This window comes from Paraburkholderia sp. XV (assembly GCF_020177535.1).
Classification (GTDB): Bacteria; Pseudomonadota; Gammaproteobacteria; order Burkholderiales; family Burkholderiaceae; genus Paraburkholderia; species Paraburkholderia caribensis.
In genome coordinates this window covers 49,230-63,606 of record NZ_JAGUUD010000041.1, presented here as the reverse complement: position 1 = coordinate 63,606, position 14,377 = coordinate 49,230, and the positions used below count along the sequence as shown (strand labels likewise).

Below are 14,377 nucleotides of genomic sequence, written 5' to 3'. Positions count from 1 at the left end.
GCAAAGAAAAGTAGGTGCCGCCCCGCACAGGGGCGACGCGTGAAGCACGCTAACGAATCGCGGATGCCAGCGAAAAGGCAAGCGCACAAGGGCAACACCTGCGGCACGCTAACAAATCGCGGATGCCAGCGAAAAGGCAAACGCCCACCGCCCACCGCCCACCGCGAATGCCACCACAGACCTCAAAAAAACACCGCCCAGCATAGCCCGCGCCGCGAAGGCACAGTCCGGATGCCAGAAAAGGAACCAAAACCGCAACCCCCGACGCCAGTCAAAAAGAACCCACCTCCATCCAACTCACATGTGCACTCACCACACGCCAGCCTTCAGGCATCCTGATCCACGTCTGACTTTGCCGACCAACCCGCGGCTCCCCATCGCGCCGAAACTCGATATTAGCGACGGCGAACGCATCGCCATAACTCGTCACCACCCGCGCCGTCACTGTCCGCTCAAGCCCCTTCCCAGGCCGCGCAGCGCGAAACTCACGAATCGCCTCATACCCGTAAAGATTTTCGGTCGCGCCATACCGCAGCGTATGCGGCGAATCAAAAAAGAGCGCATCGAGCACAGCAACGTCATTGCTCACAAGCGCCCGTTCATAAGCATCGAATGCCGCGTTGACCTCAGCGAGCACATCGGGCCGATTGATTTCGATCATCACCGTGCTCCCACATCAAACGCAGTCGGCGGACAATAAGCGAGCCCCGCAGCCTCAAGACGCCGCGCCGCTTCAAACGCAAGCTCCTCACGCCAGGGCGGCGCGATCAACTGAACACCGATCGGCAAGCCACCGCCCGTGCGCATCGGCGCGACGACAACAGGCAGACCGAGACACGAGACCGGCTGTGTCAACAACCCCAGATTAGGGCGCACAGCGAGCCGCTCGCCATTGACATCCATGAACTCATCGCCGATGTGCGGCGCCACGACAGGCGTAGCCGGCGCAATCAGCACATCGTAATGAGAGAACAGTTCCAGCACGCGACGCCGCAACGCAGCCCGCACACGCTGCGCCTGGACGATCCACGCCGCAGGCAATAACGCCCCCGCAATCAGCCGATCGCGCGACAAAGGCTCACGCTCGTCATAGCGCGCATGCAGATTCGCCATATGCAACTGACCACCCTCGGCAGCCGTGATCAGAAACGCCGCGCCGCGCGCCGCATCGGCATCGGGATATTCAACCGTATGCGCCGCCGCCAACGCTTCAGCAGCAACGCACGACGCCTGGTGCGCATCGTCATTCGCGTGTTCGTCGAAATAGCCACCGAGCCGCGCCACCCGCAACGCACCGGGCCGCGCGTTGGCCGATTCGAAGCCACGTTGCGCGCACGAAGGATCGAACGGGTCCGTGCATTGCAACGCGTCGTAGACGGCAGCGAGATCGTCCACGCTACGCGCGAAAGCGCCCATATGATCGAGGCTCGCGACGAAGGGCCACGTGCCGTGCCGCGACAGACGTCCGTAAGTCGGCTTCACGCCGAACACGCCGCACAGCGAAGCAGGCACCCGCACCGAGCCGTTGGTATCGGTGCCGAGCGTGACGGGCACGAAGCCGGCCGCGACGGCCGCCGCGCTTCCCCCCGACGATCCGCCCGCCGAACGCGTCAGGTCATGCGGATTCCGGCACGGTCCCGCATGATGATTCTCGGTGGTGAAGCCATACGCGAACTCGTCCATATTGAGCGCGCCGACCATGATCGCGCCTTGATCGCAAAGGCGTCTCACGAGCGTTGCATCGGCCGTGGCAGGCGGCGCGTCGGCGAGCACCCGCGAACCCGCTATGGTCGTGACGCCCGCGATGTCGAACAGGTTCTTGGCCGCAAACGGAACCCCCGCCAGCGCCGGCAATGTCTGGCCACTCGCGCGGCGTGCATCGAGCGCATCGGCTTCGGCCAGCGCGCGTTCGCGCGTGATGGCGGTGAACGCGTTGATCTGCGCGTCGTGTGCGTCGATCCGCGCAAGCGTCGCCTCGATCAATTCACGTGCGCTGAACGCGCCATCGGCATACGCGCGCGCGATCGACAGCGCGCTGCCGGAAACACTGTTGAATGTCGTCATGGGCGATACACCGTCGCAGGTTCGTCGTTGGTATCGACGGGATAGGCGAGCACGGGCGCGGCCAGCTGCGCAACGCGGGCGAATTGAGCCTTTACGCGCGTGGCGGCTTCGGCAGGAAGCGCCGGGAAGTGCAGCGCGAGCGCGGCATCGACGTAGGCGTCGAGCGTGGTGTCGAGCGAAGTTGACATGGGCGTCGGATTCACGAAAGAGTGGAAAACAGTTGGCGCGCCCGCGCGATCAACGCGCGATCGCTTCCACGCGGACCGATGAGCGACAGCGCGAGTGGCCGTTCGCTTTCGTTCGCGACGGGCACCGTGACTTGCGGCAAGCCGGCGAATGCAGCAATTGCATTCATGGTCAGCGCGTCGCGATAGAACGCATTCGTGCGCTCGGGTGTTTCGTGCCTGCTCAACAGCGAGCGCGGCGTGGTCGGCAGCACGATCAGCGCGTTGCCCACCATGCCGTCGATGCGTCGCGCGAACGTCTCGCGCAAGACTCGACAACGTTCGACTTCGGCGGCGTCGTGCGTCTTCAGGCGCGCAAAGCGCGCGGCGATATCGTCGCCGAAGCGCGGCGCAGTCGCATCGATCCACGCGCCCAGCGAAGCACCAATCGCATCGTCCTGCAACTGCTGATACACATGCAGCCAGCGGGCGCGATCACCTGCAATGACTTCGATCTCATCGTGCGTAGCGGACATTTCGCGCAGGCGTTGAGCGTCCTCAGGTTCGCAGGCTGAGCGTGCATCGAATGCTTCCTTGCAACGCACCAGCGTTGAGGGTGCATCGACAGCAGGCACGCCTTCCAGCAACACGTCGGCGACGCGCGCGAGCATCGCGCCCGTGGGCGCAAACCAGCCGACGGTATCGAAGCAGGGCGCAAACGGCAGCACGCCTTCCAGCGATACGGCATCGTGAGTCGGACGAATTCCCCACAATCCGCAGAACGCGGCGGGCACGCGTACCGAGCCGCCCGTATCGGTGCCGAGCGCGAAGTCCACTTCGCCGCTCGCCACGGCGGATGCCGATCCGCTCGACGATCCGCCCGGCAGCGCAAACGGCCAGCGCGGGTTGAGCGGCGTGCCGTAGTGCGCGTTCACGCCTTCCAGACTGTAGGCGAGTTCGTCGGTAATCGTCTTGCCGTCCACGGATGCGCCCGCGTCGAGCAATCTGGCCACACAAGGCGCATGACGCGCGGCGGGGCTGTGCGTTGCGAGCCAGTCGGGATTGCCGCCGCCCGTCGTCACGCCCGCCACGTCGATCAGATCCTTGACCGCGAAGCGCAAGCCGTCGAGCGCGCCGCGCGCGGTGGCGCTGACTTCGAGGCGCGGGCCCGGGATGAACGCGCTCATGCTGCGCCTCCCTTTAGCGCGGCGGCGAATTGCAGCGAATCCGCGACGAAGCCAAAGCACTTCTTCACATTCCAGATGCTCGCTTCCGTGCAGAACGCGGGCGACGACGTCGCGCAGCAATCGGTCAGCATCACGCAGCCGTAGCCGAGAAAGTTCGCGTCGGTGAGCGTGTGCAGCACGCATTGATCAGTGTTGACGCCCGCGAAGAACACCGTGCGCGTGCCGAGGTTGCGCAGGATGCTATCGAGCGGCGTGTCCCAGAAGCCGCTGATGCGGTACTTGTCCACGCAGATGTCCTGCTGCTCTATCTTCAGTTCGTCGACCACGGCGGCGGCCCACGAATCTTTCTCCAGCACGCGCGCGCCATGCTCGGGCAACGGCTCGCCAAGACCGATGCCCGTGCCCTTCGGCTTATACAGATGGAGTTGATTGGGCGGCATGTTCGCGAGATCCGGCCGGTTGCCCCAGTTCACCCAGATGACGGGAATGCCGCTGTCGCGCACCACGGGCAGCAGGCGCTGCAGTGGTGCAATCGGCGCGCGGTCCGCACTGTAATCGCCCCCAATGTGGTCCACCCACCCGCCTTTGGTGCAGAAATCGTTCTGCATGTCGATGATCACGAGGGCCGATTTTTCGATGTCGAAGCGCACGTTTTGCGGTTCGGAATCGAGGACGGCGATGCGCGGCGCCGGCGTCGGCGCGGCCATGTCGACGAGCGCTTCCGTCGCCGTCCAGCGCGTCTGCGCGAAGGCGCCGAGCGCGCCGCCAGGCCTTGCCAGGTCTGGGTTCGAGTTGTCGTTCATGGGTTTCTCCAGAGCGTTGAACGTGTGATGTCCGAGGGGGCCTGAAACGATGCTATGCACGTCGCCGATGCCGCCGGCCGAATGAAAAAAATGGGAGCGTTCCCGCTGCCCCGGTCGCGCATTGGCATCGAAGTTGCAACGTGCATTTCAGTCATGAATAACCTACTTACCCAAATCCAACGCAAAAGGAGTGCCAATGATGATCGGTTCGCAACAGGCATCGCACGGAAAACCGCGCCGTCGGCTCGTGGCTCGCGCGCTCGTCGTGGCGGGACTCGTCGCGCTCGCCGCGCCCTCGTTCTTCGTGCCCGCCGCGCACGCCGCCGATGACGCGATGCGCGTCGGCGTGCTGATCCCCGGCTCGAAGACGGACAAGGGCTGGATGGAGTCGGGCTACGACGGCGTCGTGGCCGCGCAGAAAGAGTTCGGCCCGAAACTGAAAACGCAGATCATCGAGAACATCAACTACGCGGACATGGAGCAGGCGCTCACCAATCTCGCGTCGAAGAACCAGCTGGTGATCGGCATTGGCGGACAGACGCAGGCAGCCGTGCTGAAGATCGCCAAGCGCTTTCCTAACGTGAAGTTCTCGGTGGTGGGCGGCAACAAGGGTGAGAACATGCCGCCCAACGTCGCCGGGTACGACGTGAAGCAGGCCGAGATCGCCTTTGTCGCGGGCGCGGCCGCCGCGATGATGTCGAAGAGCGGCGCGGTGAGCTACGTGGGCGGCATGGAGATTCCGTCCATCGTCAACGCGGGCAAGGAGTTCGGCAACGGCGCGCGCTACATCAACCCGAAGGTGAAGTACTTCGAGAGCTACACGGGCGACTTCGACAACGTCGCCAAGGCACGCGAAGCGACGGCTGCCGCGATCGCGCAAGGCGCCGACGTTCACTATCACATCCTGAACCTCGGGCTGCGCGGGCTGGAGCAGGCGGCGAAGGAAAAGAACACGCACATCATCGGCAGCTACACGGACCGTTGCGGCAGCGATCCGCTCTACGTCGCGTACAGCATCACGGGTGTCGGCTACCAGGCGCAGTACGCGATCGAGCAACTCGAGAAAGGCCAATGGCAGCCCGGCTACAAGGCCTTTGGTCTCGCGATGGGGCCGAAGGCTTCGAGCATGGTGATCTGCAAGTCGACGCCCGCGATGGACGCGAAGCTCAAGCAGATCGAGGACGACATCCTGAGCGGCAAGATCAAGGTATCCGAAGGATGAGCACGCTCGCTTCTCCCGTCGCGCGTGCCGAGCCGATCCTTTCGCTGACGAACATCGGCAAGCATTTTGGCGCGTTCACCGCGCTCGAAGGCGTGTCGCTCGATCTGATGCCCGGCGACGTGCACTGCCTGCTCGGCGAGAACGGCGCGGGCAAATCGACGCTGTGCAACGTGATCTTCGGCGTTCATCAGCCGGATGCGGGCGCGATGCAGGTGAATGGCGCGCCGTATCGTCCGCGGAATCCGCGTGAGGCGCTGGCGCACGGCATCGCGATGGTGCATCAGCATTTCAGTCTCGTCGACGACGCCAGCGTGCTCGACAATCTTCTGCTCGGCCAGGCGCGCGGCTGGCTCAACCGGCAGCGCGAAGCGGCGCGCCTGCATGAAGTGCTGGCGAGCGTCGGGCTGGAACTGGCGCTCGACGCGAAGGTCGCGGACCTGTCGGTGGGCGAGCGGCAGCGTGTCGAAATCGTCAAGTGTCTGATGCGCGAGCCGCGTCTTCTGCTGCTCGACGAGCCGACGGCCGTGTTGTTGCCCGCCGAGATCGACGCGTTGCTCGACACCTGCGAGCGCGTCGCCGCGCGCGGCTGCGCGGTGGTGCTGGTCACGCACAAGCTGAAGGAGATTTGCCGGGTCGCCACGCATGCCACGGTGCTGCAATCGGGGCGAGTGGTGGCGCGCTCGGCGGCGCCATCGGGCGAAATCGACAGGCTGGTGCATGCGATGATTCATCGCCCGGGAAAAGACGGCGACGATGACGACGCCGATCTGACCAGCCGCCTGTCGCTCGTCAACACGCGCTCGCCATACTCGCGTCCGCTCGCCGAAGAGGTATTGCAGATCGACGCTCTGAGCGCACGCGATGCCGAAGGCGTCACGCGCCTCGAAGACTGCACGCTCGTCGTGAATCGCGGCGAGATCGTCGGCATTGCGGGCGTCGAAGGCAATGGGCAGAGCGAACTCGGCGCGGTGCTCGCGGGCATGTCGTGCGCGTCGGCAGGACGCTTTTTTATCGCGGGGCGCGATATGACGAATGCCACGCCGCGCGAACTGACGCAAGCCGGCGTGGGCATCGTGCCGGAAGATCGACACGCGGTGGGTTGTGTCACGGGGATGAGCGTCGCCGACAATCTGCTGCTCAATCATCTCGACGGCTACACGCGCGCGGGCTTTCTGCGCCGCCGTGCGATGCGGGCCGCCGCGCTCGACCTGATGCAGCGCTTCGACGTGCGCGCGAGCGGCCCCGACGCGCTGTTCGGCGGGCTGTCGGGCGGCAATCAGCAGAAGGCTGTGCTGGCGCGCGAACTGACGCTCGATCCGCTGCTGTTCCTGCTCGCCGCGCAACCGACGCGCGGTCTCGACGTCGGCGCGGTGGCTGCCGTGTATACGCACATCCGTGCCGCACGCGACCGCGGCGTGGGCGTGTTGCTGATTTCCTCCGAACTCGACGAACTGATGAGCGTCGCCGACCGCATCGTCGTGCTGTATCGCGGGCGCGTCATGGGCACCTGTGCGCCCGAGGCGAGCAATCGCGGCCGCATCGGCGCGTGGATGGCGGGCGCGGGAGAACCTGCATGAATCCGCAGATGAAGGTGCAAACCCTGTTCGGCTCGACGCAAGACGCGCAAGGCTGGCGTGCGCGGCTGCCGCATGTGCGCGTCGCGTGCGTGATCGCCGGGGCCGTCGTATTCGCGATGCTGGCGGCGCTCGCGTTGATCGCGCTAATGGGCGTGCCGATCGGCGATGCGCTCGCGGCTTTCGCCGACGGCGCATGGGGCTCGCCGTATGCGATCGGCGCGTCGATCAATCGCAGCCTTGCATTCGCGCTGGTCGGCACCGGTTTCGTGATTGCGAACCGCGCGAAGCTCACGAACGTGGGCGGCGAAGGGCAGCTTGCGATCGGCGGCATCGTCGCGACCGCGCTGAGTCTCTACGGCGGATGCGCGCACTTGCCGCTCGGCCTGTCGTTCATCGTGCCGATGCTCGGCGCCGCCGCCGCGGGCGCGCTATGGGGCGGCGTGCCCGGCGTGCTGAAAGCGAAGGCCGGCACCAATGAAGTGATCAGCACGTTGTTGCTGTCGTTCATCGCCGTGTGGCTGCTCTACTGGTGCGTGCAAAGCGAAGCGCTGCTGCGCCAGCCGATGACGAACGGCGCGACCTTGCCCGAATCGCTCGAAATTCCCGATCCGACCAAGCTGCCCGCGATCCTCGCGGCGAGCGGCATGAACCTCAACATCGGTCTGCCCGTCACGATCGCGCTGGCCATCGGCTCGGCCGTTCTGCTCACGCGCACGCGCTTCGGCCTGTCGCTGCGGGCGGCGGGCCTGAACGCGATCGCGGCGAGGCGTGCGGGCTTGCCGATCACGTCGTCGATCGTCGGTGCACTGGCGCTGGCTGGCGCGTTCAGCGGCCTTGCCGGCGCGTTGATGCTGCAGGGCGATCAATACTCGCTGAAAGCCGGCTTTTCGTCCGGCTATGGCTTCGATGGCCTGGTGGTCGGACTGCTCGCGCGCGGCTCGATCACAGGTGTAGTCGCGGCGGCGCTGCTGTTCGGCTTTCTGCGCTCGGGCGGCATCAACATGGAAATGGTCGCGCAGGTGCCGTCGGCGCTCGTGCTGATCGTGCAGGGCATCGTCACCATCGCGCTTGCGGGCGGCGCGATGTGGCTCGACAAGGGAGACGCGCGCCAATGAATCTCGAACTTCTCGCAGTGTTCGCGGGCGCGTCGGTCCGCCTCGCCGCGCCGATGATGCTCGCATCCACGGGCGAACTCGTCAGCGAGCGCGCGGGCGTGCTCAACATGAGCGTCGAAGGCATGATGCTGACAGGCGCGTTTCTCGGCGCGACGTTTTCATGGCTCACGGGCAATCCGTCTGTCGGTTTGCTGTGCGGCATGCTCGGCGTGATCCCGCTCGCGCTGCTGCAGGCGTTCCTGAGCGTGACGATGCGCGCGAATCAGATCGTGACGGGCATCGGCATCAATATTCTGGCGCTCGGCGGCACGACGCTCGCTTACCGCGAAATCTTCGGCGAGCGTTCGAGCGCGGTGATTCCGGGCCTGGCGCACTGGTCGCCGCCTGTGCTCGGCACACTGCCTGTCATCGGCGAGCCGGTATTCGGTCAGGTGTGGCTGCTGTATGCGGGACTCGCGGTGCTGATCGCTACCTACGTGGTGATGCGTCACACCGCATTGGGCGTCGCGCTGCACGCAACAGGTGTCGCACCCCGCGCCGTCGATCAGTCGGGCCTCGGCGTCGCGCGGATTCGCTACGGCGCGGTGGTGTTCTCGGGCGTGATGTCGGCAGCGGCGGGCTGCTTCATCTCGATCGGCGACATCCACACCTTCACGGAAGGCATGACCAACGGCGCGGGCTATCTGGCCATTGCGGCGATCATCTTCGGCAACTGGAAGGTGGGGCGCACCGCGCTCGCGTGCCTGCTGTTCGGCGCAGCGACGGCGATGCAGTTTCAGTTGCCGATGTTCGGCCTGCATGTGCCGACGGCCTTGCTCATCATGCTGCCGTACCTGCTCGCGCTCGTGGCCGTCGCCGGACTGATCGGCCGGCAATCCGCGCCACCCGCGCTCACCCAGCCGTTCAGGCGCTGAGCGCGCGAGCGCCGGGGCGCGGCGGAGTACCATAACGATACGCCGCGCCATTGTTCATCCATACATCGACACCATGCCACGCAACGCCCCTGCATCAAGCGCACCCGCCCGAGCGGCGAAGGACGAGCCCACGCGCCGCCAGCAACTTGCGGCAAAGACGCGCGAGCGCATCTTCCGCATCGCCATCAAGGAGTTCGCCGACAAGGGCTTCAGCGGCGCGCGCGTGGAGGGCATCGCGAGTCGCGCCAAGGTCAATATCCGGATGATCTATCATTACTTCGGCGGCAAGGAGATGCTGTATGTCGAAGTGCTGGAGCATGTGCTCGCGAAGCTGCGCGAAGCGGAGCTGGCCGTCGAGCTGGATGAAAAGACCGTCGACCCCGCAGCTGGCATCTTGCGGCTTTACGATTTCACGGAAGGGCACTTTTCCGCGCACCCCGAGTTGCTTTGTCTGCTTTCGTGGGAAAACCTGAACCGGGCGCGTTACCTGAAACGCTCGAAGGTCATTCCCGCGATGTCGTCGCCCGTGCTCGACAAGCTGCGCACCTTGATCGAACGCGGCGAGGCTGCTGGCGAGTTGCGCGAGGGCATCGATCCGCTGCATATGTACGTGACGCTCGTGAGTCTCGCGTATTTTCACAAGTCCAATGCGTACACGCTCTCACGCATGTTCGACACCGAGATGCTCGCGCCTTCATGGCAGGCCGCGCACAAGGCGCAGGCGCACGAACTCGTGCGCGCGTTTCTGACGGGCGCGCGCGTGCCTGAACTCGCGGCGCACATCTGATTTGCCGATAAAGCGCCGCGCAACGCCGCGCGGCGCGTCAACCCGCAGTCGCCCGCTTGCGTGCGAGCGCTCTCGCGACCAGCAATCCGCCCACCATCACCGCGAGCGAGATCAACGTCGTCATCGTGCCGAGCGCGTAAATGACGGGCGTGGTCACCGATGTCGTCAAGCCCTGCAGTTCGAGCGGCAGCGTGTTCTGATCGCCGATTGCCTGCGACGTGCGCGCGATCTCATCCCACGACAGCGTGAAGCCGAACATCGCGACGCCGATCACAGAAGGCCCGATGATGGGCAGCACGACATTGCGGAACGATTGCCACGGCGATGCGCCCAGATCGCGCGCCGCTTCTTCGAAGGCGGGATTGAAGCGGTTGAATACGGCGAACATCACGAGCAGGCCGAACGGCAGCGTCCACGTGAGATGCGCGCCGAGCGCCGACGTGTAGAGACCCATCGAGGTGGTCCAGCTATCCGCGAACGACTGAAAGCCCCACGTGCTGGCCAGATACTTGATAAGCGTGTCGAGCAGACGAAAAGTCAGCCCGATGCCGAGCGATACGATGATCGACGGCATGATGAGACTCGCAACCGATACATAGAACACGGCCGTGTCGCCGCGAAAGCGCCGCCTGAACGCGAGGCCCGCGCTGACGGAGAACAGCACCGTCAGCACCGTCACAGCAATCGCGAGTTTGACGGAGCGCCCGAACGCCGCCCATATGTCGATATCGCCCACGCCGTTGCGCAGCACCTCGAACCAGTGCAGTGAGACGCCGCGCATCGGAAAAGTCAGGCCGCCTTCCGGACCTTGAAAAGACAGAATGAAAATCGTGATGACGGGGCCATACAGAAACAGCACGAACAGGCCGAAGATCAGCGCGAGCCAGTAGAAGCTCGCGGGCCGGCGCTCGCGATGCATGAGCGAAACACGCATGTCAGAGTTCCTTTCTGATGTCGACGGCGCGCGTCAGCGCCCACACGATCATGAGCACCACCGCAAGCAGAATGATCGCATTGGCGGCAGCGGCGGGAAATTGCAGATAGCCTGTCTGTACCTGAATGATCTTGCCGACCGACGCGATCTGCTGCCCGCCCATCACGCCCACCGTTAGGAAATCGCCCATCACGATCGTGACGACGAAGATCGAACCGATCACGATGCCCGTTTTCGATAGCGGCAACACGACGTCGCGGATCACCTGCCAGCCGCTCGCCCCGCCGTCGCGCGCGGCTTCGAGCAGTGACCGGTCGATACGCATCATTGCGTTGAAGATGGGCACGATCATGAAGAACGTATACAGATGCACGAACGCCAGCACGACGGAGAAGTTCGAATACAGCAGCCATTCAAGCGGCTGGTCGACCAGATGCGCCGACATGAGCGCCTGATTGACAAGCCCGTTGCGTCCGAGCAGCGGAATCCACGAGATCATGCGGATCACGTTGGACGTCCAGAACGGAATCGTGCAGACCAGAAACAGGACGGTTTGCATCGCTGTCGTGCGTACATGGAACGCGAGGAAATAGGCGATCGTGAAGCCGAGCACGAGCGTCACGGCCCAGACCATCGCGCAGAATTTCAGCGTGGACCAATACGTCTTGAAGGTGACGCACACGTCCGTGAACGACGTGCACCCGTCGAAGATCGCCGCGTAGTTCTTCAGCGTGAACGCCGGAATGATCTGATACTCATTGAAGTCCCAGAAGCTGACGATCAACGTGATCACGAGCGGCACGATAAAGAACAACGCGAACGTCACCGTGAGCGGCGTGGCTTGCAGCCACGCGCTCACACGTCGATGGCGCACGGCCGGTTGCTTTGCCTGCTGGAGATACTCGACCGAGGCCATCTTCACACTCCGCGCGTGTTCGTGTGCACTGTCATGCCGCGATGAATTCGTTCCACTTCTGCACCATGTAGATGTTCTCGTCCATCACGGCATTCCAGCACGCAATCGCGCCCATGCGCTGGTTGTACGAACCGCCGTCGCGCACGGCGCCCGCTTTTTCGAGCAGCTGGCCGTCGGGCGCCTTGATGTCCTGCGCTGCGGGCTTGCCCTCCATCCAGTAGTCCCATTCGTAGGCCTGCATATGCGTGCGCGCCGTTTCCGTGACGCCGGGGTAGTAGCCCTGGCGCATCAGATAAGCGCCCGCCCAGCCGTCCTGAAACCAGTTGACGAATTCATACGCGGCATCGAGCTTTTTGCCCTGCAGCGAGCGCGGAAAGCCGAAGCCCGACGCCCACGAGCGATAGCCTTCTTTCAGCGGCTGGAATTTGCAGGCGATGCCCATGGTGCGGACCTTCGTGACGGCGGGCGACCACATCGACTGGATCACGACTTCGCCCGACGCCATCAGGTTCACGCTCTCGTTGAAGTCGCGCCAGAAGGCACGGAACTGGCCGGCGCGCTTCGACTCGATCAGGATCTTGATGGTCTGATCGATCTCGGCTTTCGTCATGTTGCCCTTGTCGCCGTACTTCACGCGGCCCATCGCTTCGATGGCCATTGCCGCGTCCATGATGCCGATGGCGGGAATGTTGAGCAGCGCCGCCTTGCCCTTGAATTGCGGATTGAGCAGGTCCGCCCACGTCGTCACGGGCCGCGCGATCAGGTCGGGGCGAATGCCGAGCGTGTCGGCGTTGTACGTGGTGGGGATCAGCGTCATCCACTCGGTCGGCGTCGCGGAGAATTCAGTCGAACGCGGGCCCTTGAGGAACATCACCTTCTTCGGCGCGGTGCCTTGATCGCCGATCTTCTTGCCGTCCACTTCACCCTTTGTCAGCACGGGCGTGATCTTGTCGGCGAGCTTGATACGTTTGGCGTCCATGCCCGCGAGCGTGCCCGCCGGGATCAGCTTCTTGAGCGCGAAGTACTCGGTGTCGACGATATCGAACGAATTGGGCTGCGTGATGATGCGTTTGGTCACGTCATCGGTGGTGACGGGAATGTACTGGATCTCGATGCCCGTGTCTTCCTTGAACTTCTTCGCAATGTCGGCGCTCTGGTTGACGGCAGTGCCGAGGTAACGCAACGTGATCTTCTCCTGAGCGTGCACGTACGGAAAACCAGCGATGCCCGCAGCCGCGACCGCACCCTTGATGAACGTGCGGCGCGATATGCCCTTTCCTGCCGTCTCTTCTCCAGCCTGTTGTACGTTTGCGGCCACTTTGTCGTCGTTCATTGCGTCTCTCCTCTAAAGAATTGTCGTTGCGTTGTCGTTGTCAGTGCACTTGCTAGGCCGCCAGCGGATGGGCGTTCTGCTCGTCCCACCAGACCGTCACGCGCGCATTCGGGCCGAGGCGTTGCGGATCGTAGTCGGCGTCGCTCATCAGGGACACGAGTGCGGGTGAGCCGTCCTGCGGATCGAGCGTGATGCGCAAATGCGTGCCTTGATATTCGGCTTCCCGCACCGTGCAGGCGAGGCCGCCGATGCGGCTCAAGCCGCTTTCGCCCGCGCTCGTGCCCGGCGTGACGCCTTGCGGCGCGATGCGCAAGCGGTCGGCGCGCACGGTGAAGAGACCGCCCTTCGCGCCAAGCACGTTATGGCCGCCCAGAAAGCGCGCGACGAACTCCGTGCGCGGCCGGTTGAAGACTTCGAACGGCGTGCCTGTCTGTTCGATATGACCGTGACTCATCACCACCACGAGATCGGCGAGCGCCATCGCTTCTTCCTGCGAATGGGTGACGTGGACGAAAGTAATCCCGAGTTCCTTTTGCCAGCGCTTGAGTTCGGCGCGCATCTGCACGCGCAGGAACGGATCGAGCGCGGACAGCGGTTCGTCGAGCAGCAGGCAGCGCGGCTCGTTGAGCAACGCGCGAGCGAGCGCGACGCGCTGCTGCTGGCCGCCCGAAAGCTGTGCGGGCCGGCGGCTCGCGTAGTCCGACATCGCGACGAGTTCGAGCAGTTCGGCCGCGCGCTTTCTGCGCGCCTCTTTGGCGACGCCGCGCATCTTGAGACTGAACGCGACGTTGTCGAGCGCGGACAGATGCGGGAACAGCGCATAGCTCTGAAACACCATGGCCGTGCCGCGCGAGGCGGGCTGCTCATGTGTCACGTTGCGCCCGCCGATCAGCACGTCGCCTTCGGAAACCGACTCGTGACCCGCGATCATGCGCAGCGTCGATGTCTTGCCGCAGCCCGACGGGCCAAGCAGGCAACAGTAGGCGCCGCCGGGAATGCGCAGGTCGATGGCATCGACGGCGAGCGAATCGCCATAACGCTTCGAAACGTGTACTAGCTCGATGTCGGCGGGGCTTGCATGAACCACGGTTGAGGCCGGCTGAACCATGAAGGTGTGTCCTGTCAGGAAACGCGGATGAAATAGGGCGCACGAAGCATGCAGCCGGGAGCTTCTGCAAGTCATATGCCATTCGCAATCGGGTCTGCCGCCGGGATGGACTCGCACGCGTGCCGCAAGGCCCGCTGACAATGCGTGTCGACAGGTTGGCGCGCATATTGCACACGATTGCGGACCTCGATCGTCTGCACTTTGGGATCCGTTGCGTGTGCAATCGCAGTGCAGGTTCCGTTCGGATTGGGGC

The 14,377-nt window shown here is 64.2% G+C and carries 14 protein-coding genes; 5 read left to right on the top strand and 9 right to left on the bottom strand.

Going from position 1 to position 14,377, the window contains the following annotated elements; genetic code table 11:
- Positions 1–271: 271 nt before the first annotated feature.
- The 5 genes from hpxZ to KFO72_RS20290 are packed head-to-tail and all read right to left on the bottom strand — an operon-like array spanning position 272 to position 4,218.
- A complete protein-coding gene (hpxZ, locus tag KFO72_RS20310; RefSeq protein WP_225032864.1) occupies positions 272–661 on the bottom strand; it encodes an oxalurate catabolism protein HpxZ in 390 nt (129 codons plus the stop codon).
- Positions 661–2,064 carry an AtzE family amidohydrolase gene (locus tag KFO72_RS20305; RefSeq protein ID WP_225032863.1) on the bottom strand — a complete coding sequence of 468 codons (1,404 nt, stop codon included), beginning with the start codon at positions 2,062–2,064 and terminating at the stop codon, positions 661–663. Before KFO72_RS20305 ends, hpxZ begins: the two co-directional genes overlap by 1 nt.
- Positions 2,061–2,252, bottom strand: coding sequence for an AtzG-like protein (locus tag KFO72_RS20300; protein WP_062918796.1), 192 nt, complete (start codon positions 2,250–2,252; stop codon positions 2,061–2,063). The genes KFO72_RS20305 and KFO72_RS20300 overlap by 4 nt, the downstream gene beginning before the upstream one ends.
- Positions 2,253–2,263: 11 nt before the next feature.
- Positions 2,264–3,415 carry an amidase gene (locus tag KFO72_RS20295; protein WP_225032862.1) on the bottom strand — a complete coding sequence of 384 codons (1,152 nt, stop codon included), beginning with the start codon at positions 3,413–3,415 and terminating at the stop codon, positions 2,264–2,266.
- On the bottom strand, positions 3,412–4,218 hold the full coding sequence (locus KFO72_RS20290; RefSeq protein WP_225032861.1) for a cysteine hydrolase: 807 nt from the start codon (positions 4,216–4,218) through the stop codon (positions 3,412–3,414). The genes KFO72_RS20295 and KFO72_RS20290 overlap by 4 nt, the downstream gene beginning before the upstream one ends.
- Positions 4,219–4,414: 196 nt before the next feature.
- Here KFO72_RS20290 and KFO72_RS20285 point away from each other — a divergent pair, with 196 nt between their 5' ends.
- The 5 genes from KFO72_RS20285 to KFO72_RS20265 all read left to right on the top strand — a co-directional run bounded on the left by KFO72_RS20285 (position 4,415) and on the right by KFO72_RS20265 (position 9,833).
- Positions 4,415–5,440 carry a BMP family protein gene (locus tag KFO72_RS20285; RefSeq protein ID WP_035995914.1) on the top strand — a complete coding sequence of 342 codons (1,026 nt, stop codon included), beginning with the start codon at positions 4,415–4,417 and terminating at the stop codon, positions 5,438–5,440.
- Positions 5,437–7,017 (top strand): ABC transporter ATP-binding protein, encoded by a 1,581-nt coding sequence (locus KFO72_RS20280; protein ID WP_225032860.1) that lies wholly within the window; start codon positions 5,437–5,439, stop codon positions 7,015–7,017. Before KFO72_RS20285 ends, KFO72_RS20280 begins: the two co-directional genes overlap by 4 nt.
- Positions 7,014–8,132 carry an ABC transporter permease gene (locus KFO72_RS20275; RefSeq protein ID WP_225032859.1) on the top strand — a complete coding sequence of 373 codons (1,119 nt, stop codon included), beginning with the start codon at positions 7,014–7,016 and terminating at the stop codon, positions 8,130–8,132. The genes KFO72_RS20280 and KFO72_RS20275 overlap by 4 nt, the downstream gene beginning before the upstream one ends.
- Positions 8,129–9,046 (top strand): ABC transporter permease, encoded by a 918-nt coding sequence (locus KFO72_RS20270; protein WP_035995911.1) that lies wholly within the window; start codon positions 8,129–8,131, stop codon positions 9,044–9,046. Before KFO72_RS20275 ends, KFO72_RS20270 begins: the two co-directional genes overlap by 4 nt.
- Before the next feature lie 73 nt (positions 9,047–9,119).
- Positions 9,120–9,833 carry a TetR family transcriptional regulator gene (locus tag KFO72_RS20265; RefSeq protein ID WP_054931597.1) on the top strand — a complete coding sequence of 238 codons (714 nt, stop codon included), beginning with the start codon at positions 9,120–9,122 and terminating at the stop codon, positions 9,831–9,833.
- A gap of 37 nt (positions 9,834–9,870) precedes the next feature.
- On the opposite strand, the gene KFO72_RS20260 is transcribed toward KFO72_RS20265, so the two are convergent.
- From KFO72_RS20260 to KFO72_RS20245, 4 genes are read right to left on the bottom strand one after another with little or no spacing between them, the layout of a single operon-like run.
- The gene (locus tag KFO72_RS20260; protein ID WP_054931598.1) at positions 9,871–10,767 is read right to left on the bottom strand and encodes an ABC transporter permease; all 897 of its coding nucleotides are present in this window, start codon (positions 10,765–10,767) and stop codon (positions 9,871–9,873) included.
- Position 10,768: 1 nt separating this feature from the next.
- Entirely contained in the window at positions 10,769–11,683 is a 915-nt protein-coding gene (locus KFO72_RS20255; protein WP_060610717.1) for an ABC transporter permease, read from the bottom strand.
- A 31-nt stretch (positions 11,684–11,714) separates the two neighbouring features.
- Positions 11,715–13,016: an ABC transporter substrate-binding protein gene (locus KFO72_RS20250; RefSeq protein WP_225032858.1), complete on the bottom strand. Its 1,302-nt coding sequence runs from the start codon at positions 13,014–13,016 to the stop codon at positions 11,715–11,717.
- A 52-nt stretch (positions 13,017–13,068) separates the two neighbouring features.
- Positions 13,069–14,124, bottom strand: a complete 1,056-nt coding sequence (locus tag KFO72_RS20245; RefSeq protein WP_054931600.1) for an ABC transporter ATP-binding protein — start codon at positions 14,122–14,124, stop codon at positions 13,069–13,071.
- Positions 14,125–14,377 lie beyond the last annotated feature (253 nt).

Bases quoted from the DNA above. Each gene is read 5' to 3' on its own strand.
- KFO72_RS20270 (WP_035995911.1), top strand. From the start codon at position 8,129: ATGAATCTCGAACTTCTCGCAGTGTTCGCGGGCGCGTCGGTCCGCCTC.
- KFO72_RS20290 (WP_225032861.1), bottom strand. From the start codon at position 4,218: ATGAACGACAACTCGAACCCAGACCTGGCAAGGCCTGGCGGCGCGCTC.
- KFO72_RS20260 (WP_054931598.1), bottom strand. From the start codon at position 10,767: ATGCGTGTTTCGCTCATGCATCGCGAGCGCCGGCCCGCGAGCTTCTAC.
- KFO72_RS20250 (WP_225032858.1), bottom strand. From the start codon at position 13,016: ATGAACGACGACAAAGTGGCCGCAAACGTACAACAGGCTGGAGAAGAG.
- hpxZ (WP_225032864.1), bottom strand. From the start codon at position 661: ATGATCGAAATCAATCGGCCCGATGTGCTCGCTGAGGTCAACGCGGCA.
- KFO72_RS20305 (WP_225032863.1), bottom strand. From the start codon at position 2,064: ATGACGACATTCAACAGTGTTTCCGGCAGCGCGCTGTCGATCGCGCGC.
- KFO72_RS20285 (WP_035995914.1), top strand. From the start codon at position 4,415: ATGATGATCGGTTCGCAACAGGCATCGCACGGAAAACCGCGCCGTCGG.
- KFO72_RS20275 (WP_225032859.1), top strand. From the start codon at position 7,014: ATGAATCCGCAGATGAAGGTGCAAACCCTGTTCGGCTCGACGCAAGAC.
- KFO72_RS20245 (WP_054931600.1), bottom strand. From the start codon at position 14,124: ATGGTTCAGCCGGCCTCAACCGTGGTTCATGCAAGCCCCGCCGACATC.
- KFO72_RS20255 (WP_060610717.1), bottom strand. From the start codon at position 11,683: ATGGCCTCGGTCGAGTATCTCCAGCAGGCAAAGCAACCGGCCGTGCGC.
- KFO72_RS20300 (WP_062918796.1), bottom strand. From the start codon at position 2,252: ATGTCAACTTCGCTCGACACCACGCTCGACGCCTACGTCGATGCCGCG.
- KFO72_RS20295 (WP_225032862.1), bottom strand. From the start codon at position 3,415: ATGAGCGCGTTCATCCCGGGCCCGCGCCTCGAAGTCAGCGCCACCGCG.
- KFO72_RS20265 (WP_054931597.1), top strand. From the start codon at position 9,120: ATGCCACGCAACGCCCCTGCATCAAGCGCACCCGCCCGAGCGGCGAAG.
- KFO72_RS20280 (WP_225032860.1), top strand. From the start codon at position 5,437: ATGAGCACGCTCGCTTCTCCCGTCGCGCGTGCCGAGCCGATCCTTTCG.